At 63.9% G+C, this 21,001-nt stretch carries 18 protein-coding genes; 15 read left to right on the forward strand and 3 right to left on the reverse strand.

From position 1 onward, the window contains the following. Window positions 1-22: 22 nt before the first annotated feature. Both BH683_RS09855 and BH683_RS09860 read right to left on the reverse strand, forming a co-directional pair. Window positions 23-1,213: an ABC transporter substrate-binding protein gene (locus BH683_RS09855; protein ID WP_084836087.1), complete on the reverse strand. Its 1,191-nt coding sequence runs from the start codon at window positions 1,211-1,213 to the stop codon at window positions 23-25. 167 nt (window positions 1,214-1,380) lie between these two features. Then, complete coding sequence (locus tag BH683_RS09860; protein ID WP_084836088.1) at window positions 1,381-2,859, reverse strand: acetyl-CoA acetyltransferase; 1,479 nt, start codon at window positions 2,857-2,859, stop codon at window positions 1,381-1,383. A gap of 420 nt (window positions 2,860-3,279) precedes the next feature. Between BH683_RS09860 and BH683_RS09865 the strand changes: the two genes are divergently transcribed. The 8 genes from BH683_RS09865 (at window position 3,280) to BH683_RS09900 (ending at window position 11,646) form a co-directional block, all read left to right on the forward strand. Then, on the forward strand, window positions 3,280-4,149 hold the full coding sequence (locus BH683_RS09865; RefSeq protein ID WP_084836089.1) for an SDR family NAD(P)-dependent oxidoreductase: 870 nt from the start codon (window positions 3,280-3,282) through the stop codon (window positions 4,147-4,149). Between the two features lie 7 nt (window positions 4,150-4,156). After that, window positions 4,157-4,399 carry a ferredoxin gene (locus BH683_RS09870; protein WP_084836090.1) on the forward strand — a complete coding sequence of 81 codons (243 nt, stop codon included), beginning with the start codon at window positions 4,157-4,159 and terminating at the stop codon, window positions 4,397-4,399. A 7-nt stretch (window positions 4,400-4,406) separates the two neighbouring features. Then, window positions 4,407-5,636, forward strand: coding sequence for a cytochrome P450 (locus BH683_RS09875; protein WP_084836091.1), 1,230 nt, complete (start codon window positions 4,407-4,409; stop codon window positions 5,634-5,636). Window positions 5,637-5,749: 113 nt separating this feature from the next. After that, window positions 5,750-6,928 (forward strand): SRPBCC family protein, encoded by a 1,179-nt coding sequence (locus tag BH683_RS09880; RefSeq protein ID WP_084836185.1) that lies wholly within the window; start codon window positions 5,750-5,752, stop codon window positions 6,926-6,928. A 31-nt stretch (window positions 6,929-6,959) separates the two neighbouring features. Beyond that, window positions 6,960-7,907 carry a hypothetical protein gene (locus tag BH683_RS09885; protein ID WP_084836092.1) on the forward strand — a complete coding sequence of 316 codons (948 nt, stop codon included), beginning with the start codon at window positions 6,960-6,962 and terminating at the stop codon, window positions 7,905-7,907. Window positions 7,908-7,975: 68 nt separating this feature from the next. Next, window positions 7,976-9,139, forward strand: a complete 1,164-nt coding sequence (locus BH683_RS09890; RefSeq protein ID WP_084836186.1) for an acyl-CoA dehydrogenase family protein — start codon at window positions 7,976-7,978, stop codon at window positions 9,137-9,139. Window positions 9,140-9,322: 183 nt separating this feature from the next. Beyond that, the gene (locus tag BH683_RS09895) at window positions 9,323-10,840 is read left to right on the forward strand and encodes an AMP-binding protein (protein WP_084836093.1); all 1,518 of its coding nucleotides are present in this window, start codon (window positions 9,323-9,325) and stop codon (window positions 10,838-10,840) included. Window positions 10,841-11,040: 200 nt separating this feature from the next. Further along, on the forward strand, window positions 11,041-11,646 hold the full coding sequence (locus BH683_RS09900; RefSeq protein ID WP_084836094.1) for a TetR/AcrR family transcriptional regulator: 606 nt from the start codon (window positions 11,041-11,043) through the stop codon (window positions 11,644-11,646). A gap of 15 nt (window positions 11,647-11,661) precedes the next feature. Here BH683_RS09900 and BH683_RS09905 read toward each other — a convergent pair whose 3' ends face one another. After that, window positions 11,662-12,465 carry a crotonase/enoyl-CoA hydratase family protein gene (locus BH683_RS09905; protein ID WP_084836095.1) on the reverse strand — a complete coding sequence of 268 codons (804 nt, stop codon included), beginning with the start codon at window positions 12,463-12,465 and terminating at the stop codon, window positions 11,662-11,664. A 146-nt stretch (window positions 12,466-12,611) separates the two neighbouring features. Between BH683_RS09905 and BH683_RS09910 the strand changes: the two genes are divergently transcribed. From BH683_RS09910 to BH683_RS09940, 7 genes are all read left to right on the forward strand, one after another. Beyond that, window positions 12,612-12,935 (forward strand): hypothetical protein, encoded by a 324-nt coding sequence (locus tag BH683_RS09910; protein ID WP_084836096.1) that lies wholly within the window; start codon window positions 12,612-12,614, stop codon window positions 12,933-12,935. Then, a complete protein-coding gene (locus BH683_RS09915; RefSeq protein ID WP_084836097.1) occupies window positions 12,928-13,359 on the forward strand; it encodes a zinc ribbon domain-containing protein in 432 nt (143 codons plus the stop codon). Before BH683_RS09910 ends, BH683_RS09915 begins: the two co-directional genes overlap by 8 nt. After that, window positions 13,356-14,540 carry a transporter gene (locus BH683_RS09920; protein ID WP_084836098.1) on the forward strand — a complete coding sequence of 395 codons (1,185 nt, stop codon included), beginning with the start codon at window positions 13,356-13,358 and terminating at the stop codon, window positions 14,538-14,540. The genes BH683_RS09915 and BH683_RS09920 overlap by 4 nt, the downstream gene beginning before the upstream one ends. A 53-nt stretch (window positions 14,541-14,593) precedes the next feature. Then, the gene (locus BH683_RS09925; RefSeq protein ID WP_084836099.1) at window positions 14,594-16,045 is read left to right on the forward strand and encodes an aldehyde dehydrogenase; all 1,452 of its coding nucleotides are present in this window, start codon (window positions 14,594-14,596) and stop codon (window positions 16,043-16,045) included. Window position 16,046: 1 nt separating this feature from the next. Continuing rightward, the gene (locus BH683_RS09930) at window positions 16,047-18,467 is read left to right on the forward strand and encodes a CoA transferase (RefSeq protein ID WP_084836100.1); all 2,421 of its coding nucleotides are present in this window, start codon (window positions 16,047-16,049) and stop codon (window positions 18,465-18,467) included. A 192-nt stretch (window positions 18,468-18,659) separates the two neighbouring features. Continuing rightward, window positions 18,660-19,484 carry a mycofactocin-coupled SDR family oxidoreductase gene (locus tag BH683_RS09935; RefSeq protein ID WP_084836101.1) on the forward strand — a complete coding sequence of 275 codons (825 nt, stop codon included), beginning with the start codon at window positions 18,660-18,662 and terminating at the stop codon, window positions 19,482-19,484. A 13-nt stretch (window positions 19,485-19,497) separates the two neighbouring features. Further along, window positions 19,498-20,997, forward strand: coding sequence for an aldehyde dehydrogenase (locus BH683_RS09940; protein WP_084836102.1), 1,500 nt, complete (start codon window positions 19,498-19,500; stop codon window positions 20,995-20,997). Window positions 20,998-21,001 lie beyond the last annotated feature (4 nt).

Raw genomic sequence — 21,001 nt, forward strand, 5'->3', positions numbered from 1 at the left:
CAGGGCCGCACCGCGGGAAGTACTACTGGCCGAAGAACGGACCCAGGTCTTCGAAGCCGCCTTCTTGGACGACCTCTCCACCGTCGGCCGTGATGTAGACGACGTTGCGGTTGAAGACCCGGTTCAGGCCCGGAACAGCGAACTCGGTGGTGAAGTCGACCGGTGCCATGAGTCCGCCGGCGTCGATGTCTTTGGCGCCGTTCATCGCTGCGGTGACCGTTGCTGCTGTGATGTCGGGTTGTCCTGCCATCACGTCCGCGAACACTCGATAGGAAGCCCAGGTGTCCTGGTTGTACGGACCGGTCCAGTCGACATCGTCAGTGGATGCCTTTGCTTCGTCCCAGACCGGGTTGCTGGCGACCACGAAGTTGCTCGCCGAGCCCGCGCCCTCGAATGCTTTGCCCGCCTGGGAGAGTACCGTGTCGTTCAGGCCTCCCGACAGGATGTAGTACCGGGTGTCGACACCGACGCTCTCGCCCGCTTTGGCGACGGCGACGGTCTGATCGTTGGGTAGTCCGATGATGGCGCAGTCGGCCTCACCTGCAGACTTCGCGACACTGCCGAAGTCGGTGGTTGTCGTGGGGACCTTGATGTTGGTCGCCGGCTGACCACCCGCCGCGGTCAGGCCGAGATTGATCAGATCGACGGCCTTGCCTGTGGTCGGTGTGTCGTACAGGACGGTGGCGACGGACGTGCAGCCGTCCTTCACCGCTTTGGCTGCGATGCCGGCGAACGTGGGGGCGCCGGACAGCAGGGGGAAGGAGTTCTTGTCCGCCAGTTCATTCGGCGAGAATCCAGGAGCGCCGATCCAGGGGATACCGGCTTGATCGAGGATCGGGTTGATGGTGGCGCCGTTGGTGGTGAAACCACCCAGTACCGCGACAACATTCTCGGAGACGGCCTGGCGTGCACACTCGGCTGCCTTGTTCGTGTCATTGCCGTCGTTGCAATTGATGACCTTGACTTCATGGCCGTTCAGACCGCCGGCGTTGTTGATCGATGCCGCAGCAGCTTTCGCTGCGTCGTGGATCTCCGGCTGATTGATGGCGGCGGTGTCGACAGGGGCGATGGTCATCACCGTGACCGGGTCGCCGGTAAAGGATTGGTTGGACGATGTCTGATCGTCGCTCGAGCTGTCGTCTCCGCAGGCGGCCAGCGCCAGGACCAAGCTGGCACTGGCCGCGATGACGAGGGAACCGGATCTGATACGCATGTTCTTCGCTCCTGATCTTCGGACGATGATGTCCGGAGTGGTTTACGTCACCATGTGACGAGAGCGAAGCCTACAGCCATTAGTTTTAAACAATCTAGGGTTTCGAAGAAATTGGCTTGAACTGGTTTTACGTGACTCACGACGATAGGTTTATGGCACTGAGTGCCTCAACCGATCGTCGCCACTCTGCCCTCACCCACTGTGACGCTCGTGCCTGCGGGTTCGGAGTCGAGCATGTGCCGGACCTGGTCTGGATCGACGATCGCGGCAAGGGTCCGGGCGCCCGCTGGAGTCCGCACCGCCACCAAGCCGGTCTTCGGAGAGCCCTCGCGGTCATAGGCGACGGTCCAGGATTCGATCGCGGCACTGCCGGTCCATGTGTGGTCGGCGACCACGGTCGGCAGTCGATCGACCTCGGATTGAGTCTCCGCCCAACGGAATCCGTGTGCTGGTGGTTCAGTGCTGTAGATCCCGAAGGCGTGCTTGGTCAGGTAGCCGCCGTTTGCGGTCACCAAACCGCTGGTCCCAGGATTCTCACGGAGACGTTCTGCCATCGTCGCGATGGAGTGTGAGACGTAGTTGTTCCAGGGCCCGCCTGCGAAGCTGAGCCCGCCGGTGACGGTCAAGGGACGATCCGATTCGTTCAGCGGCAGGCCCAACTCGGCGGCCGCGATCTGGACGGCAGACGGAAAACACGAGTAGACATCGACCAGATCGACGTCGTCGATGCCCAGCCCGGCCAACTTCAGCACCGCTCGTCCCGCGATCCGGATCGCCGGCGACTGGTCCAGCCGCCGGCGCTCACTGATCGCGTACGTGTCGTGAGCATCGGTGCCTGCAACAGGGAAGATCCAGTCTTCCTGTGGCACACCGAGTGATCGCGCCGTCGCGACCGACGTGAGCACCAGGGCGGCAGCCTGCTCGACGGAGTTGTTCGAATTCATCAGCTTCGTGTACGGATCGCAGATGAGTCGATTGGCGGGGGACGGCGTCGCGATCTCCTCGGCGGTGAAGGGAGTGCGGACCCAGGCGTGGTCGTTGTCGACGGCGACCGCGTTGAACGTCGACCACAGCTCGGCGATCGCCCGGGAATGTTCGGCTCGGGTGCGGCCCGAGGAGAGCCTGATCGCCTGTTCGAACAGGGGATACACGTGCGCCGGCCGATCGAGACCGCTCTGCTCCTCGGCGGGACCGTTCATGGGCACCGTACCAACGGTGTTCTGCGCCTTGGGCAGATCGTCCGGTTGCTGTGTCCAATCCGGCCGCAGGCCCTGCTTCTTCAGGCGCATCCTGGTTCGCCAGGTCTCGGCGCCGCCGATCAACACCACGTTCGTCTTGCCTGCGGAGATGTCCATGCAGGCGCGATTGAGGAGGGTCTGAGGCCCGTTGCCGCCGTCGCCGATGTACTCGGTGGTCGTGGGTGAGGCACCCAGTCGGTGGCCGAGAAGCAGACCGGGGTCGCGATAGCGCCATGACAGCATCCGGACGAGTCGGATGGAGTCGACGGATCGCAGCACGGAGTCGGAGGCGCCTGCACGCGCCGCTGCTGCGATGAGGTCGACCGGGTCGAGCAGCGGTGAGGCGTCATCGCGCTGATTCACCTGTCCGTAGCCGATCAGCACCGGGGTGGTGGGGTCGAGGGCCATCGGTCTACCTCCGAGGTCGTGTGACGGGGGATGGCCTGCGCTTGCCATCCGAAAAACTAACGTCATGAGTTTACTTCTGCCGGCGGCTATGGCCGCCGCAGCGCTGGCGCGCCGCGCTACGTTACGTAGAACGAAATATGTCTCGATGTTCGACCAAGTCGGGAGGAATCGCAATCAGCGGACGGGATGGAAGCGTTTGGAGGGCCTTGAACAGGCCATATAAGCAGAGTCGAGCACATGACAAATCGTGATTGACGTCTCAAACCTATGGGAGTAAGGTTTCTTGATGTCAGCCAAAAGTGACCTAGGCCACTCATCGCGGACAGTACTGGCGCAGACCACACGCCCCTCGGCGCCAGAAGTTTCGAAGACCTGGCCCGCGTCGTCGTGGGCCCGTCCCAATGACGGAGGAAACACATCATGAAGCTCGAAGGCAAGGTCGTACTCATCACCGGAGCCGGATCCGGACTCGGTCGGCAGGCGTCACAACTGTTCGCATCCGAAGGGGCGAAGATCGCGGTTGTCGACATCGACGCAGAGCGGGCCGAACACACCGCGAAGCTGGTTGAGCAGCAGGGCGGCGACGCCATCGCGCTAACCGCGGACGTGGCGCAGAAGAGCCAGATCGTCGCTGCTGTCGACAAGACGGTCGAGCACTTCGGAAAGCTGGACGTCGCGTGGGCCAATGCCGGCATCGTTTCGCGTGGCGGTGTTCCCTCGGTTGCCGGTGGTGAGCAAGTCGAGTTCCAGGACCTCACCGAAGACGACTGGCACGCAGTGTGTGGCGTGAACCTCAGCGGTGTCATCTACACGGCGCAGGCTGCGGTCCCGGCGTTGCGGGCCAATGGTGGTGGAACCATTCTGGCGACCTCGTCCGCTGCGTCGCTGTTGGCCTATCACAGCATCTCGATGTACTCGGCTACCAAAGCCGGCGTCAATGCTCTGGTGCGTGGCCTCAGTCTCGATCTCGGAAAGTACGGTATCCGGGTCAACGCGATCGCGCCGACCCACGGGATGTCGCCCAACTTCCTGATGGACGCCGGTGCGCCGGTGGTGGGCCAGTCCTACGAAGAGGTCTCGGGCCCTTGGGATCCCGTGGTATCGCCCATCTCGCTGCGGCTCAACCGTCCGCCATCACTGGTCGACAATGCCAAAGCCGCATTGTTCCTGATCTCAGACGATTCCGCGTACATGTCGGGTGTGGTTCTGCCCGCAACCGATGGCGGGACCCTCGCCCGGGTCGGCATGTGGTTCGACGAGGATCTGCGGCCAGAACCCGTGGAGAACTAGGACGCCGATGCCAGCCGACGATGGGGCGTTCACCCTCGAGGTCGATCGAACGGCGTGCGCAGGTCACGGAATGTGTTACGGCACAAGGCCGGAGCTCATCGACTGTGACGACGAAGGCTATCCGGTGATCCCGGATCCGAACATTGGTCCGGACACCATCGACCCCGCCCGCGATGCCGTCGCGGTGTGCCCCGAGCGGGCGCTCGAACTCGTGCCGCGAAGCACGGCCACACCCCTGCACCGACAATGAGGAACACATGACAACAGTTGAACAAGCGCCGGCCGATCTGGTCGTCGACTTCGACATCTACGACCAGTCCATCGCTGCGCCCGTCGATACCGTGCAGGCTCAAGTCGCTGAGTTGGCAAGCAAAGGTCCTGTCGTGTACTCGACAGCCCACGGCGGCCACTGGATCGTGACGCAGTACCGGGAGATTCAAGAAGTGCTCCGCGACCCGGAGACCTTCTCGAGCTATCCCAACAACCTCGTCACCGATGAGTCTTTCGGTAAGTTCATCCCGGTCGAGATCGATCCGCCTGATCACACCGGGTATCGACAGGCCATGCAGCCCCTGTTCAGCCCCGGCCGGATGAAGGAGCTCGAAGAGAGCATCCGCGTCGTGGTCAACGAACTGATCGACAAGTTCGAGTCCAGAGGTGAGGCCGAGTTCATCGGCGAATTCGCTCACGAGCTGCCGACTCGAGTCTTCCTCGCCCTCATGAACTGGCCGCTCGAGGATGCGGAGGTCTTCACCGAGGCCACCAACGTCATGTTGCTGGGCAAGCCTGGTGGAACTGAAGAGGAGTCGAATCAGGCACGGGCACTCGCGGGCATGGAGATGCTGGGATACTTCCAGAAGATGGTCACCGAGCGCCGGGAGAACCCCAGCGACGACATCACGTCGACGCTTGTCCACACCGAGGTGAATCTCGAGGCCGGTCCGCGGCTGCTCACCGACGAAGAGCTGACCCGGATGTTCTTCTTGCTGCTCATCGGCGGTCTGCACACGGTGCAGGGGTCGTTGGCGTGGAGCATCATTCACCTTGTCAACAATCCTGAGCAACGCCAGGAGATCATCGCTGATTCCTCACTGATCCCTTCAGCGGTCGAGGAGATTCTTCGGATCGAGGCTGCGGTCATCCCGGGGCGGCGTGCCACGAAGGACACGACGCTTGGCGGAGTCAATATTGCCGAGGGGGATCAGGTCATCCTGATGCTGTGTGGCGCGAATCGGGACTCCGAGGAGTTCGACAGCCCGACCGAACTGGACATCCAGCGGCACCCGAATCGGCATCTGTCGTTCGGAGGTGGGCCACACCGTTGCATCGGATCGCATCTCGCCCGCATCGAGCTCAAACTCGCACTCGAGGAGTTGCACCGGAGAATCCCGGACTATCGACTGGTGGACGGTGACCCGCCGATCCTGCACGCGAGCCAGGTCCGCGGGTGTGTTCGATTGCCGATCACGTTCACACCGAGTTCGTAGTCGGACCGTCCGGAGACTTGTCCGCTTAAACTAAAGGCTGTAGATTTAAAGTTCGTCAGCCCAGCCGGCGCGTGCTGCTGCACTCGCTGCACCCCTGCGATCGGGAGGATCACATGACCACTTCACTACCGCGCCAGGACCGCATCCGTCGGGCTCTGGAGTTGTTGCGCAACGAGACGACCGACAAGTTCGACGACATCGTCGACTTTGCGCCCGACGAGTTCACCGATCCACACCTCGCCAAGCAGGAGCGTGACCAGGTCTTCGGGCGGGTTCCGTCCATCGTCGCCCATTCGTCGGAGTTGGTGAAGGCCGGCGACTTCATGACCTTGCAGATGCCGCGGAACAACATCCTGGTGGTCCGGCAGAAGGATGGCAGTGTCCGCACTTTCGTCAATCTGTGCCGCCATCGTGGTGCGCTGCTCGAGGAGCAGGAGAAGGGGCGCTGCCGCATCTTTTCGTGCGCCTACCACCGGTGGTCGTACGACCCTGACGGATCTCTTCGGGCGATCACCAGGGATTCGACCTTCGGTGAGGTCGATCGGTCGGAGCACGGACTGATCGAGCTGCCCACGGAGGAGCGTCACGGCTTCGTCTGGATCGTCGACAACGCCGACGCGGAGATCGACGTGGCGGCCTGGCTCGGTGCGGAGATGGACGAGATCCTGGCGGGTTACGAACTCGACGAGCTGGTGTCGTTCCGATCGGCGGGATTCGACGAACCCGTCAACTGGAAGATCATGCAGGATGCCTTCCTGGACGGCTATCACATCCAGTACGCCCATCCCAACACCGCGGGAAAGATCATCCACACGAACGTGATGGCCTTCGAGGACTTCGGCAGGCACTGCCGCTTCATCGCACCCCGTAAAACCATCGACCGTTGGCTCGAAGAGGATCCCGGCGACGAGTTGCTCGACAAGTACGTCACCGAGACGCACTTCCTGCTTCCCAACAGCACCCTGCTGCGGCAGCCGGATCACTTTCAGCTCTTGACTTTCCGGCCGCATCCGACAGATCCGGGTCGGTCGGTGATGGAACAGCGCCTGATGGTGCCCAAGGTCGAGGTGAGTGGTTTCACCGAAGAGCACTGGAACAAGCGGTGGAACAAGAACTGGGACATCCTGCTGGCCGTTCTGCACCAAGAGGACTTCCCGTTGTTGCGGCAATCCCAGAAAGGCATGGGCAGCGCCAGTGCGGGCAAGATGATGCTGGGCCGGAACGAGGTGGCCAATCAGGTCTTCCGACGCGAGATCAAGAAGCTGATCGCCGACGGCGCCTCTGCGACGTGATGAACGCTCCGAGATCCGAAGGTGTGCGGAGATGATCAGATACCAGTGGCAGACCGAACTCAGCGACTCCGAAGCCGCCGAGGTGCGCAATCTGCTCGAGTCCGCCTCCGGATACGACGCCGAGCCCGAGTTCTCTGGAATCGACTTCGCTGACGTCGAACACGATCTTGCGCAAAGGGATCCCAACCGGCGGCTGCTACTGATTCGTATGCTGGCACGACAAGTGCGGGCAGGCGAGGACGAAGAGCCCGAGTGCCTCGCCGGCGTGCTGCGGATGGTCATCGATCACCACGGCGTCGGCGATGTCCAACTGGTGGTCGCACCGGAACTGCGCTCTCTGGGCATCGTCACACTCTTCGTGGAACAGGCCGGTCTCGATGTCGGGGTCGAGGGCGGCTGGCTCGGGAGCGGTGCGCGTTCGTTACGCGCGTGGGCACAGGGCAACCACCCAGCTGCGGGCCGGCTCTCGGACCGGCACCTCATTCCCCGGATCCAGCGGGTGTGGAAGCTGATTCGTCCGGTCGAGGAACCCGTCGATCAATCCCTTCCTCTCTCGCGGGTGAGCGCCGTCGGTGCCGATGGAGACCGCGCGGGATCCTTGGCTGCCTTCGTCGAACGCGCGGCGGAAACGGCCGTGCCCTGCCCAGGGTTGGTACGCGACCTGAACCACGATCACAAGACAGTGTTGATCGCCGAGGACGATGGCGGCCACGTGGTCGGCGCACTGACGTTGAACACGAACCCGGTGGTGTCGGACGAGTTCGGTAAATGCGGTGTCGTGGAGTATCTCTCGCGAGACCCCGCCAACGATGAACCGGCTTTGACCAGGGCTCTGCTGACGTCGGCATTCACCCAGGCAGCCGAGGCCGGACTCGAAGGCGTCATCGTCTATGTCGACTCCGAAAACGCCGCCCTGGTCAATGCGTGCCGGCTGACCCGCTTCCAGCACGATCGAACCGACGTCCGCTTCGGTCTCTGAACCCACAACCTCCAGGCCGCAGCCCGCAGTCTGAGACAACTCATTTCAGTTTCATCGCAAGGAGAATGATGCAGTCCGATCTGTTCGAAGCCGACCACGAGGCGTACCGCGAAACAGTGCGGGGATTCGTCGACTGCGAGGTGGTGCCCAATCTGGAGCGCTGGGATGAACAACGGCTGATCGATCGCGACACGTGGCGTGCGGCAGGCAAGCTCGGGCTCCTCGGACTGTCGATACCCGAACAGTTCGGTGGCGCGGACGAGCAGGACTACCGATTCCGGGTGGTGGTGATCGAGGAACTCGCGCGGGTGGGAGCGGCCTCACTGCAATCGGGGTTCTCAACCAACGACGACATCGTGCTCAACTACTTGCTGCGCCTGGCCGACGAGGAGCAGCGCGAGCGCTGGTTGCCGGGCTTCGCCTCGGGCGAATCGATCGGTGCGATCGCCATGAGTGAACCCGGTACCGGAAGCGACCTCCGGGGTATCACCACCTCCGCGATCAAGCGCGATGACGGTTGGCTTCTGAACGGAACGAAAACCTTCATCACGAGCGGAATACTCGCCGACCTGGTGATAGTCGTGGCCCGCACCGACCCTGATGCGGGTTCGCGTGGGTTCACATTGCTGGTGGTCGAGGAAGGGATGGAGGGCTTCAGCCGCGGCAGGCAACTCGACAAGGTGGGGCTTGCTGCCCAGGACACCGCCGAGCTGATCTTCGAGGACGTCTGTGTGCCGGCTCGTAACGTCCTCGGACAGATAGGTGGGGGATTCGGGCACCTGATGGACAGCCTTCCGCTCGAACGCTTGGGGATCGGACTGGCCGCGCAGATGTCGGCCGAGGCGGTACTGAAGTGGACGGTCGACTACGTCTCCGAGAGGTCCGCGTTCGGGAAGAAGATCTCGCAGTTCCAGAACACCGGCTTTGTTCTCGCCGATCTGGCGACCAGAATCGATCTGTCGCGAGCGTTCCTCGATCGGGCAGTGCGCCAACACAACCGAGGTGACCTGAGTGTCGTCGATGCGGCAAAAGCGAAGCTCGCGGCCACGGAGTTGCAGTGGGACGTCATCGACGCCGGTGTGCAACTGCACGGCGGATACGGCTACATGAAGGAATATCCGGTCGCCAAGGCGTTCGTCGATGCGCGGATTCAACGCATCTATGGCGGCACGAACGAGATCATGAAGGAGATCATCCAGCGTGATTTGTTTGCCGCTGCCGGCCGTGTCTGACCCGGCAATCGGGCTGTTCACCAAAGCCTGACTCGCGCCTTGACAGTGATCTGGACCACTTTATAAACTATTGACTGTAGTTAAATTCGGGCGCTTCCGGTTCCGGACCCCCGATCCGTGTCGGCCGAATTCGATTACGCACTCTGCGTCCGCGTCGCCGATGCACAACCCTGAGGAGAACACATGGCCGCCACAATCGGATCGGCTCTGCACTGGTGGTCGCGCGCGGAAAGTGATCGGAGCGCGATCATCGTCGACGACGAGTCGGTGACGTACCGCGAGCTCGCGGGCTGGACCAGCCGGATCGCGCGCTCGCTGGTCGACCAGGGTGTCGCACCCGGTGACCGGGTCGGGCTTCTGGGAGCCAATTCACTGCAGTGGCCTGCAATGGCATTGGGCATTCTCAAGTCCGGTGCGGTGCTGGTCCCACTCAACAGCCGACTCAAGCCAGCGGAGTTGCGTAAGGTCGCCGACGACGCGGGAATCACCAAAGTGGTTGCGGCCGAAGACTTGCATACGGAGGCATCCGCCGCCGGCTCGCTGGGGAAGCCGTACGACATCGTTGGATTCGGCGGACTCGCCGAGCTGCGCACAGGCGACCATGATGACTTCCGGGTGGACCTACCCGAGGACGAGCCGACGACGATTCTGTTCACGAGCGGGTCGACGGGTACGTCCAAAGGCGTCATTCTCACCAACCGCACCTTGCTGAACATCGTGCTGGAGAACACCCTGACCGACGAAGGATTCCGGCCGCAGACCACCACGCTGCTGGTGCTGCCGCTGGCGTTCACCCCGGGCCTGGTCTACGGACTGCTCATCACCACCGTCCTCGGCGGGACTCTGGTGGTGGAGAAGGAACTCAACCCGGCGCGGGCGGTCCAGCTCATCGAAAAGCACTCGGTCAAGGCGATCTTCGGGGTGCCGCTGATCTTCGAGGCAATCTCTCGCGCGCCCGAGTTCGCGGACGCAGATCTGAGCTCGCTGAGGACGGCGATCGTGGGTGGAGCGGCGGTGCCCACGCCGTTGCTCAAGCGATGGGCCGACAAGGGTGTACTCCTACGGCAGATCTACGGGATGACCGAAGCCGGCGGCGTCGCCACTGCGACGCTGCGTGACGAGGCGATGGACTACCCGGATCGATGCGGTACCGGGAACATCTTCACCGAGGTGACGGTGATGCGACCCGATGGGACGCTCGCCGATGCAGACGAGCAGGGTGAGATCGTCGTTCGTGGGCCCCTGGTGACCCCAGGTTACTGGCAGGACGAGGAGACCACGGCGGAGGCCATCAGGGACGGTTGGCTACACAGCGGTGACCTCGGTACCCGGGATTCCGAAGGTCGGGTGCAGTTCGTGGACAGGCTCAAAGATCTCATCATCTCTGGCGGCATCAACATATCTCCCGTCGAACTCGAGCGGGTCATCTCGCAGATCGACGGAGTCGAAGAAGTCGCGGTGATCGCGGCGCCGGACGAACGTTTCGGTGAGACCCCGGCGGCCATCGTCAGCGTCACCGGAGACGTGGACGAAGCGGCGATCATCGAACACTGCAACACCCTGGTGTCGGATTACAAGGTGCCGCGGTACGTCGTGATCAGAGACAATCCGCTACCGCGGCTTCCCAGCGGCAAGCTTGCGAAACTCGCAATCCGCAAGGAGTACAGCGACGTGAACACGCGTTTCGACAAGATCAGGTGATCTGAGCCCCTCGCGGGGGGCCCTGAGGAGATTCAGCAAACGGCGAGGCCCTGTCCGGTCTCGCCGTTTGCGTGTCCGCCGGCTGGTGAGGTGCCGGAAATCCGACCGACCAGCTGTCGCGGACCCTCGTGAGATGATGGACGAATTCTGACAGGTGTATTGGAGCGGTGCGAACGCCCGCAGCGAAAGACAGGAGCGACATGGCTCGCCGCAAGACCGGAATCGTCTTGTCCGCTGACATCGATGAGGCCCGGTCGCAAATCCTCATGGCGGCCCAATCGGTATTTCTCCGCTACGGGATCAACAAGACGACGATGGACGACATCGCCCGCGAATCGGGCGTCTCCCGACCGACGGTGTACCGGTACTTCAAGGACCGCGATTCGCTGATCTCGGCACTGATCGAGATGCGCTCGCGGCTCCTGTTCGCTCGCGCCCGGGAGTTCGTGCAGAGCCAGCCGACCTTCGACGACGTCATCGTCGAAGGGCTGATCTTCCTCATCGACAACGGCCGACGCGATCCGATCGTGCGCATCCTGGTCAGCCCGGAGCGGATGGAGTTGGCCACGGCCCTGGTCGGGAGCTCCGACCTCGCGGCCAAGCTCACGCGGGAGATGTGGGAGCCCATTCTGCTCGCCGCTCAGGAGCGAGGTGACGTGCGGACCGACGTGAGTATCGACGAGATCAACGAGTGGTTCGCTCTGCTGCAGTTCATCCTGGTCGGCCGACTCGATTTCGCTCGTGCCGACGACCCTGCGCATCGCAAGCTCATCAGAACGTTTGTCCTTCCCTCACTTCGGCCCTGAGTGCGGTTGTCGGCGTCATCTCCCTGACCAGACCGGGTCGCGCTTTTCGGCGAAGGCGCGCGGCCCTTCGGCCGCGTCGGAGCTGCTGAACACCGTTCGGGCCTCGGCCTTGTTGGCGTCCCAGGCCGCACGCTCATCCGGGATGTCGCCGTCGATGATTCCGCGGGCGAGGCGCTTGGTCGCCTGAACGGCAACGGGGGCGTTGGCAGCGATCTGTTCTGCCAGCGTCGTCGCAGCGGAGAGCAGCTCGTCCGCCGCCACCACCCGGTTGATCAGGCCGAGCTCCGCCGCGCGTGCGGCGTCCATCGACTTTCCGGTCAGCAGGTACTCCATCGCGAGCTTGGGGGGTATCTGGCCGGCGAGTCGAAATGCACCGCCTGCGGCCGCGTAGATCCCCCGCTTGACCTCGGGGAGGCCGAACCGGGCGGTGTCGACTGCGATGGCAAGATCTGCAGCGAGGACCAGCTCTGTACCTCCACCCAACGCAAACCCGTTGACCGCAGCGATGATCGGCGTACTGACCGGATGTTCGACGACGCCGGCAAAGCCCCATCGCCGGGCGTCGCGATCGGTTGCATCTATTCGTTCTCCGGCGGCGAGCGCCTTGAGGTCGGCGCCTGCGCAGAAGGCTGCCGTTCCGGCGCCGGTCAACACGATGGCACGAATGTTGCTGTCGTTGTCGGCGTCATGTAGCGCATTCCCGAGGAGATCGGTGACTTCCCGATTGATCGCGTTGCGTGCCTGCGGGCGATTGATCGTGATGATCCGGACATGATCTCGGGACTCGACCAGTACCGCCTCGGACGACTCGGTGCTCATCGGTGCTCCTTTCGTACAGGTTGTGGCGTTACCGCACTGTACTCAGAACATGCGGACCCCGGTGAGGCGTTGACCCATTTAATCTACAGGCATAAGGTTATCGGAACGGCAATCGATCCGCGGGGCGGGTGCGAAGGAGTGAAGAGGTGAGCGTGCCAGAGTTCAAGGTGCTGTACGAGAAGCATGTCCAGAGTGTTGCGGCAGGTGACACGAAGGCTGCGTTGGCGGACATGGTGCAGGCGAACATCCCCGCTGTGTTCGACGGTGTGCAGGTACCCCGTGGACGTGTGCTCTCGTACGAGGTCGTGGACGCTCGGGCCGAGGGTGACCTCCGGATCGGAGAGGCGGTCTACGTGACGGCCGACGAAGGCACGATCGGTCTGCGGTCGACCTGGGAGCTCCACGATGGTGTCTGGAAGGCCGCGGGCCTGGCCAACTTCGCCGTGACGGGAGTCTCCGGCGATGAGTGACGAACCCTGGGGGCCATCGGCAGACGGCCTCGATCAGCCGTATTGGGATGGCTTGCGGGAAGGCAAGCTGCTGTTGCAGCGCTGCGGGGCGTGCGCACAGTGGATTTGGGGGCCGCAATGGCTGTGCGGAACGTGCCATACGTTCGACCCGCTGTGGGAGGAAGTCGACCCGGTGGGCACGGTCTACAGCTGGAGTCGCAGCTGGTACCCGTTCATCACCGAACTGGCCGACCAAACGCCGTACATCACGGTGCTCGTCGAACTGCCAGGGGCCGGGAACCGTCGAGTTCTGGGCATCCTGCTCGGAGACGAGATGCAAAACGTCCGTATCGGCGACACCGTATCCGGCGAATTCGTTCGCGATGAGGGCTCGACCTGGCCGCTGTTGCGCTGGCGTCGGGCGAATGTGGGGGCAGCTGTATGAGCGCGATTGAACTGCGCGGCGCCGCCGCGGTGGTCGGAATGTCTGAAATGCACTACAAGCGCGGACAATCACCACACGGTGAGTTCCGCATGACCCTCGAGGCCATCGTCGGTGCATGCGCGGACGCGGGGATCTCGCCCCGGGAAGTCGACGGTTTCGTGTCGTACGCCGGGGGAGGCCAGGACGGCGCGATGCTCGGTGGCGCACTCATGGTCGATGACGTGAAGTGGTCGAACATGATGTGGGGCGGAGGTGGCGGCGGTGTCGCGGCAGCCCTGAACAACGCCTCGGTGGCAATCGCAACCGGTCAGGCCGACTGCGTGGTGGTCTACCGGGCCATGTCCCAGGCGGACACGGGCCGACTCGGATACGCCAAGTACTTCTACGGGTCGCACTACCTTGCGCACGGCGTCGGTTCACCGGCCCAGATCTGCGCCCTACGGACACAGCGACTGCTCGAGCATGACGGCGTCCCGCCAGAAGCCCTGCGGGCCTTGGTGTTGGCCGCATACCGCCACGCCCAGCAGAACCCGACAGCGCAGGGGTACGGAGCGCCACTCGACGTGGAGACCTACGAGTCCTCCCGGCTGATCGCCGAACCCTTTCACCTCTTCGACTGCTCGCGAGAGAGCGACGGTGCCGTGGCGCTGTTGGTGGTGTCGGCTGAGCGTGCGGCATCGATTCGTCCCGACGCGGCGTACCTGCTCGCCGGTGCGCAGGGCGCGCCCGGTGGCTATTCATCGATCATCGACAACGACGACCAGTATGTCTCGGCAGGCTTCGCCGGCGCAGGCGGTCGGCCAGGGGTTGCCGACAGGCTATGGCAGAGCGCGCGATTGGGTCCCGAAGACGTTGATGTCGTCCAGGTTTACGAGAACTTCAGCGGACCCGCCGTAGCGGCGCTGATCGACCACGGCCTGGTGCCGAGTGGACCCGCGGCCGGGGACGTGCTGACTGTCGACAACCTGACGGCGGGCATCGGGAAGCTGCCGGTGAACACCAGCGGAGGCAACATCGCCGATTCGTTCGTGAACGGGATGGGCCTGGCAGTCGAGGCGGTCCGGCAGATTCGTGGAACGTCCACCAATCAGGTCGCGGGTGCGCAGACCTCACTCTTCATCGGGGGCCCGATGGCGCCGCTGGTCTCCTCGACCCTGTTCGCGCACCGCGACGTCCTCTGACTCCGATCGCCGAAGCAACGCCATCTCCCTCGCACACCCGAACGGAAGACACATTGAGTAGCAACAGTCTCGACCGCAATCACCTGTTCATCGGCGGCCGGTGGGTGCAGCCCGTACACAGGGTCCGCACCGATGTCGTCGAGGCGGCCACCGAGAAAGTGCTCGGCACGGTCGCGCTCGGCGGGGCCGCCGACATCGACGCAGCCGTCGGCGCCGCGCGGACGGCGCTGCAGGGGCCGTGGGCCACGCTGAGCAACGGCGAAAGGGCCGACGTGCTCGAGGGTTTCGCCGGAGCACTGAAGTCGCGGGCGAAGGCCACGGCCGCACTGGTCAGTCGCGAGAACGGCATGCCGATCTCGTTGTCGATCGGTGCCAACGGGTACAGCCCGGCGGCGATGCTCGACTACTACGCGGGGCTGATCAGAGGAACCGACGTCGAAGAGACCCGGGTAGGCCTGTTCGGTGACCGGACCGTCGTTCGGCGGGAGCCGGTCGGCGTCGTCGCGGCGATCACCCCGTGGAACTATCCGCAGCCGTTGGCGATGATGAAGATCGCTCCCGCGCTGGCCGCTGGTTGCACGGTGGTGCTCAAGCCCGCGCCAGAGACGTCGTTGGACGCCTACATCTTTGCCGATGCCGCGGAAGAGGCCGGATTGCCGCCGGGTGTGTTGAACGTCGTTCCCGCCGGGCGCGATGATGGTGCTCATCTGGTCGCGCATCCGGGCGTTAACAAAGTTGCCTTCACGGGATCGACAGCGGCGGGCCGAGCGATCGGGGAGACGTGCGGCCGGTTGTTGCGTCCGGTGACGCTGGAACTCGGTGGGAAGTCTGCCGCCATCGTCGCCGCGGATGCCGACCTGGCCGAGTTCGCAGCCGGGCTGGCCGAGGTCTCGTTGGTGAACAACGGGCAGACGTGCCACGCGAGCACGCGAATCCTGGCGCCACGCAGCAGGTATGACGAGGTCGTGGACGCGGTCACCGAAACCGTTCGCGCCTTGCGTGTTGGCGATCCACTCGAGAGGAACACCGATGTCGGACCGCTGGTGAGTGCGGCACAGCGCGAACGTGTCCTCGGATATGTCGAGGCCGGACGCGCGGCCGGTTACCGGATCTCGGTGGGCGGCGGAGTACCCGCAGACCAACCGCAGGGTTGGTTTGTCGAGCCGACTGTGTTCGTGGACGTGGATAATTCGGCGACCATCGCGCAGGAGGAGATCTTCGGTCCGGTGCTGACCATCACCCCGTACGAGACCGAAGATGATGCCGTTGCGATCGCCAACGACTCCGAATACGGCCTGGGCGGCACCATCTGGACCTCGGATGAAGCGCACGGTTACGAGTTGGCTGCCCGTGTCGAGACCGGCACAGTGGGCGTCAACCATTACGCACTCGAATTGGCCGCCCCGTTCGGCGGGGTCAAATCCTCCGGTCTGGGAAGGGAGTTGGGGCCCGAGGGGCTGGCTCCCTACTTCCGGTCCAAGTCGGTGTACTTCAAGGATCGCTGACATGACCAACGGCAAGGATCTGCCATTGTCGGGAATCAGGGTGCTCGACCTCGTCGAGGGACTCGGTGAATCGTGTGGACGCTACCTGGCCGACCTCGGGGCCGAGGTCATCCGTGTCGAACCTCCGCGTGGTTCCCGCTCGCGCCGTGCGGGTCCCGTGATCGACGGCGTCAGCATCCCGTTTGCGCTGCGCAACGCGGGGAAGCTCGGGATCACTCTTGATCTGGCGGCGGTTGCCGATCGTGATCAGCTCCGTGACCTGGTCATCGACGCCGACATCCTGCTCGAATCGGCTGCGCCTGGCACGATGGCCGATCTGGGCCTGGGCCCCGATGATCTCCGAGCCCTCAATCCCGCTCTGGTGTACGTCTCTGTCACCGGGTTCGGGCAGACCGGGCCGTACCGTGAGTGGATTGCGACAGAACCAGTGCTCTACGCACTCGGCGGGGTGTTGTCTCGATCGGGCGCGCCGGGTGAGGTTCCGCTGTTGCCGCCCACCGGGCTCGTCGAGGGTGCCGTCGGCGTCCATGCTGCGTGGTCGGCACTGCTGGCGTACTACCGGGGTCTGGAGACCGGCGCCGGCGACCTGGTGGACATCTCGGCGTACGAGGTCGTCGTACACGGTTTCGATCCGGGCTTTGGAACTCAGGGTTCGGCGGCCGCCGGACGGTCGGAAGACTATCCCCGAGGCCGTCCCGATGCCGCGAACTTCTACCCCGTCTTCCCCTGCGCCGACGGGCACGTACGCATCTGCCTTCTCGCAAAACGACAGTGGCGCGGGATGTTCGAGTGGCTGGGAGAACCAGCAGAGTTCGCGGACCCCAAATACGACACCATCCCGGCCAGATTCGCCGCGGCAGACCGGCTCGACCCGCTCATCGCCGAGCTGTTCGCGGCCCACACGCAGGCCGAACTCGTGTCCGAGGGGGCGCGTAGGGGTGTTCCGGTCGGAGGGGTCCACACCCTGGCCGAGGTGCTGGCCACCGAACACTTCGCGGAGGCCGGATCGCTGGTCGATGCCGAGATCGCTCCGGGGGTACGGACCAGGATTCCGTCGGGCTACGTCGGCATCGACGGGCGTCGGGCCGGGTTCGTCCGTCGCGCACCACTGGTGGGCGAGCACAATCGTGCCCTGCCGCCGGTGCCGGGCCTGCGGGTCGAATCGACTGTGTCGACGGATCGCTCGGCGCCGCCGCTGGCCGGACTGCGGGTTCTCGACCTCGGTGTGATCGTGTTCGGTGCCGAACTCAGTCGCCAGTTCGCGGACCAGGGTGCGGACGTCATCAAGGTCGAGAACGCGAATTTTCCGGACGGATTGCGGCAGTCCAAGCGTGGTTCCGCACTCGCGGCGTCGGTCGCGTGGGGGCACCGTAACAAGCGCAGTATCGGACTGGACCTGCGCAACCAGGATGGGCTCGCGCTGTTCAAAGAACTTGCGGCGCAAGCCGACGTGGTGCTGGCCAACTTCAAGCCCGGGACGTTGAACTCGATGGGTCTGTCGTATGACGAGCTGGCGGCCATCAATCCGCGCATTGTGGTTGCCGAAGGCAGCGCGTTCGGTAGCTCGGGACCCTGGCGGACCCGGCTCGGGTACGGACCGCTGGTGCGCGCTTCGTGCGGGGTGTCCGCGTTGTGGCGTTATCCCGACAACGCCGAACTTCTCTGTGACGGTTCGACCGTCTACCCCGATCACATTGCCGCGCAGGTGTCCGCCGTGGCGGTGCTGGCGACTTTGATCGAACGCACCACGTCGGGTCGCGGCCGAGCCATCGAGGTCGCTCAGGCGGACACTGCTCTTATGCAACTGGGCGTTCAACTGGTGACGCAGGCGCTGATCCCGGGCAGGGCGGGCGTGCCGGGCAACAGCGACCCTTACGCGGCCCCGTCCGGTGTGTACGCGTGTGCCGGGGATGATGAGTGGTGTGTGGTCTCGGTGACCGAAGACCTGCAGTGGGTCCGGTTGTGCGAGGTGGCCGGTCTGGCCGATCTCGCGGAGGACAACGCCCTCGATTCGGTTGCCGGCAGAGTGGAGAACAGGCTCCGGATCGATGATGCTCTCGGACAGTGGATGTCAGCGCGATCGCCTGCAGAAGCGATGACGCAGTTGCAGTCCGCGGGCATCCCGGCAGGTGTGATGCGACGACTTCCGGAGCTGCTGGAGGACCCTCAGCTGGTGGCGCGAGACGCCTACCGCCGGCTGGACCACGACCTGTTGCCCTCGGGATTACCGGCGGCCACTCGGGTGGCAAAATTTCGCCACATACCCGATCCGCCGATGCGGCAGGCGCCGCTTGCCGGTCAGCAGAGCAGACAGATCTGTGCTGAGGTGCTCGGGCTCGATGACGGTGCCATCGATGACCTCATCGACAGCGGCGTTCTGCAGGTGTCCGTCGACATCACGTCGACGACACCGAGGTCCTGACCGCTCGGCGCATCTGCGGCAGAAGTCAAGGGCCACATGCGGAGAACGGCTACGGCGACAAGGTGAGAACTTTTTCGGCGAATCGGTCGTAAACCGACAGGCAATAGGTTTACCATCGAAGGAGGCGGCCACGATGACGAGCGTGGACCGCCGGTGGCGACAGGCGCCTAAGCCAGCGAAAGAGGATTCCCCATGACACGACTCGAGGGCAAGGTCGCCTTCATCACCGGTGCTGCCCGAGGGCAAGGCCGGTCGCACGCCATCAGGCTGGCGGAGGAGGGCGCGTCGATCATCGCGATGGACATCTGCGATCAGATCCCGACGGTCTTCTACTCGATGGCAACGACCGACGATCTGGCAGAAACCGAACGGCTCGTGAAAGAGGCGGGTGGTTCGATCGTCACGTCGGTCGGCGACGTGCGCGACATCGCCGACGTGCGCCGCGCGTACGACGCGGGCATCGAACAATTCGGCAAGGTCGACATCGTCCTGCCCAACGCCGGCATCATGCCCGTCATCGGAGACGGCGAGAAGCCGCAGGCGTGGCATGACTCGATCGACGTCATGCTGACCGGTGTCTGGCATGTCCTCGAGGTCACCGTGCCCGGACTCATCGAGCGTGGCGAGGGCGGGTCCATCGTCATCACCAGCTCGGCCGCCGGCCTGACCAGTATCGGGCTGAACACTTTTCCCGGGCAGGCCGGCTATTCCGCCGCCAAGCACGGCGTGGTGGGACTCATGCGGTTGTACTCGAAGCAATTGGCGAAGCACTCCATTCGCGTCAACACGGTGCATCCGACCGGCGTCAACACCCCCATGGTGGCCAACGCCGAATACGGCGCGTTCGTCAATGCACACCCCGAGGTCGCGAACGACGAATCGTACAAGAATCCGATGCCTGTCGAGCTCATCGAATCCGTGGACATCAGCAACGCGATCGTCTTCCTGGTCTCCGACGAGGCCCGCTACGTCACCGGCGTGACCCTTCCCGTCGACGCCGGCTACAACAACCGCTGATCGAAGGAGCAACATGACCACCATCGAAACCCCCACCGACTCCATGCCCGGGATCGCTGACCGAGAGCAGGTCTTCATCGGTGGCGAGTGGGTGGAATCCACCGGCGACGAGTGGATCGACCTGGTCGATCCCTGGACAGAACGTAACGTGGCCAGAATTCGCACGGCCACAGAGGAAGACGTGGCTCTCGCGGTGAATGCTGCCCGTACCTCGTTCGATTCGGGCGAGTGGGCTTCGAAGTCGATGGCCGAGCGCGCAGATGTCATCGACAAGATCGCCGATCGCCTCGAGGCGCGCGCCGAGGAGCTCGTCCCGATCGGGGTGGTCGAAGTCGGTATCCCTGTTGTGGTCAGCACCATGACCCAGCAGATGGTCGGTGGCCTGTTCCGCGCGGTTGCCGCCGAAGCGCGGAACTTCGAGACACGCGAGGACCGGACCCGTGGCGACGGGGGAGTCTCCCGCATCCTCAAGGAGCCGACCGGCGTTGTCGCTGCCATCATTCCGTGGAACGGCCCGATCGGCACGGTGGCCTTCAAAGTCGCTCCCGCGCTTGCCGCAGGATGCTCCGTGGTTCTCAAGACGGCGCCCGAGGCTCCGTTGTCGACCTCGGTCTTCGCCGACATCCTCGGTGAGCTCACGGCCGAGGGATTGATTCCGCGCGGCGTGATCAGCGTCCTGTGCGCCGATCGCGAGGTGTCCGAGTCGTTGGTCACCAACCCCGAGGTCGACCACATCACGTTCACCGGCAGCACCCTTGCCGGCCGACGCATCATGGCTCTGGCCGCAGAACGGGTCGCCAAGGTCTCACTGGAGCTCGGCGGCAAATCAGCGGCGATCATTCTCGACGACGCCGATATCAATGATGTGCTGCAGTCACTTCCGATGGGCGGGTGCATGCAGAGCGGCCAGGCGTGTATCGCTCTCACCCGAGTGCTGGTGTCGAGCAAGCGTCACGACGAGCTCGTCGACGCACTCAGGGCGGCCTACGGCGGCATCCCGATGGGCAATCCGTGGGAGCAGACCAACTTTCTCGGACCACTCGCGATGGAACGTCAGCGCGACCGGGTGGAGAGCTACATCGCCTCGGCGAAAGAAGACGGCGCCACCGTGATCCTGGGTGGGGGTCGCCCGGCCGGCATCGATCACGGGTACTTCATCGAGCCGACACTGATCGACGGTGTCCGCAACGACATGAAGGTGGCGCAGGAAGAGGTCTTCGGCCCTGTGATCTCGATCATCACCTACGAAGACGAGGCCGATGCCATTGCGATCGCGAATGATTCGATCTACGGACTCTCCGGAGCGGTGTACACCACCGACCTCGACCATGGATTCGAGGTGGCACAGAAGATCCGGACCGGAACCATCAGCGTGAATGCGGCGATCATCGACTTCACCCTGCCGTTCGGTGGCTACAAGCAGTCGGGTATCGGACGGGAAGGCGGCGTGGAGGGCCTCGAGGAGTTCTTCGAGATCAAGACCGTTCATATGCCGGCGCCTGCGGCCGACTGAGATC

This window comes from Williamsia sp. 1138, assembly GCF_002095435.2.
Classification (GTDB): Bacteria; Actinomycetota; Actinomycetes; order Mycobacteriales; family Mycobacteriaceae; genus Williamsia.

Coding starts and splice junctions, on each gene's coding strand:
- BH683_RS09895 (WP_084836093.1), top strand. CDS start 9,323: ATGGCCGCCACAATCGGATCGGCTCTGCACTGGTGGTCGCGCGCGGAA.
- BH683_RS09940 (WP_084836102.1), top strand. CDS start 19,498: ATGACCACCATCGAAACCCCCACCGACTCCATGCCCGGGATCGCTGAC.
- BH683_RS09865 (WP_084836089.1), top strand. CDS start 3,280: ATGAAGCTCGAAGGCAAGGTCGTACTCATCACCGGAGCCGGATCCGGA.
- BH683_RS09935 (WP_084836101.1), top strand. CDS start 18,660: ATGACACGACTCGAGGGCAAGGTCGCCTTCATCACCGGTGCTGCCCGA.
- BH683_RS09905 (WP_084836095.1), bottom strand. CDS start 12,465: ATGAGCACCGAGTCGTCCGAGGCGGTACTGGTCGAGTCCCGAGATCAT.
- BH683_RS09855 (WP_084836087.1), bottom strand. CDS start 1,213: ATGCGTATCAGATCCGGTTCCCTCGTCATCGCGGCCAGTGCCAGCTTG.
- BH683_RS09870 (WP_084836090.1), top strand. CDS start 4,157: ATGCCAGCCGACGATGGGGCGTTCACCCTCGAGGTCGATCGAACGGCG.
- BH683_RS09860 (WP_084836088.1), bottom strand. CDS start 2,859: ATGGCCCTCGACCCCACCACCCCGGTGCTGATCGGCTACGGACAGGTG.
- BH683_RS09890 (WP_084836186.1), top strand. CDS start 7,976: ATGCAGTCCGATCTGTTCGAAGCCGACCACGAGGCGTACCGCGAAACA.
- BH683_RS09920 (WP_084836098.1), top strand. CDS start 13,356: ATGAGCGCGATTGAACTGCGCGGCGCCGCCGCGGTGGTCGGAATGTCT.
- BH683_RS09875 (WP_084836091.1), top strand. CDS start 4,407: ATGACAACAGTTGAACAAGCGCCGGCCGATCTGGTCGTCGACTTCGAC.
- BH683_RS09880 (WP_084836185.1), top strand. CDS start 5,750: ATGACCACTTCACTACCGCGCCAGGACCGCATCCGTCGGGCTCTGGAG.
- BH683_RS09885 (WP_084836092.1), top strand. CDS start 6,960: ATGATCAGATACCAGTGGCAGACCGAACTCAGCGACTCCGAAGCCGCC.
- BH683_RS09915 (WP_084836097.1), top strand. CDS start 12,928: ATGAGTGACGAACCCTGGGGGCCATCGGCAGACGGCCTCGATCAGCCG.
- BH683_RS09930 (WP_084836100.1), top strand. CDS start 16,047: ATGACCAACGGCAAGGATCTGCCATTGTCGGGAATCAGGGTGCTCGAC.
- BH683_RS09900 (WP_084836094.1), top strand. CDS start 11,041: ATGGCTCGCCGCAAGACCGGAATCGTCTTGTCCGCTGACATCGATGAG.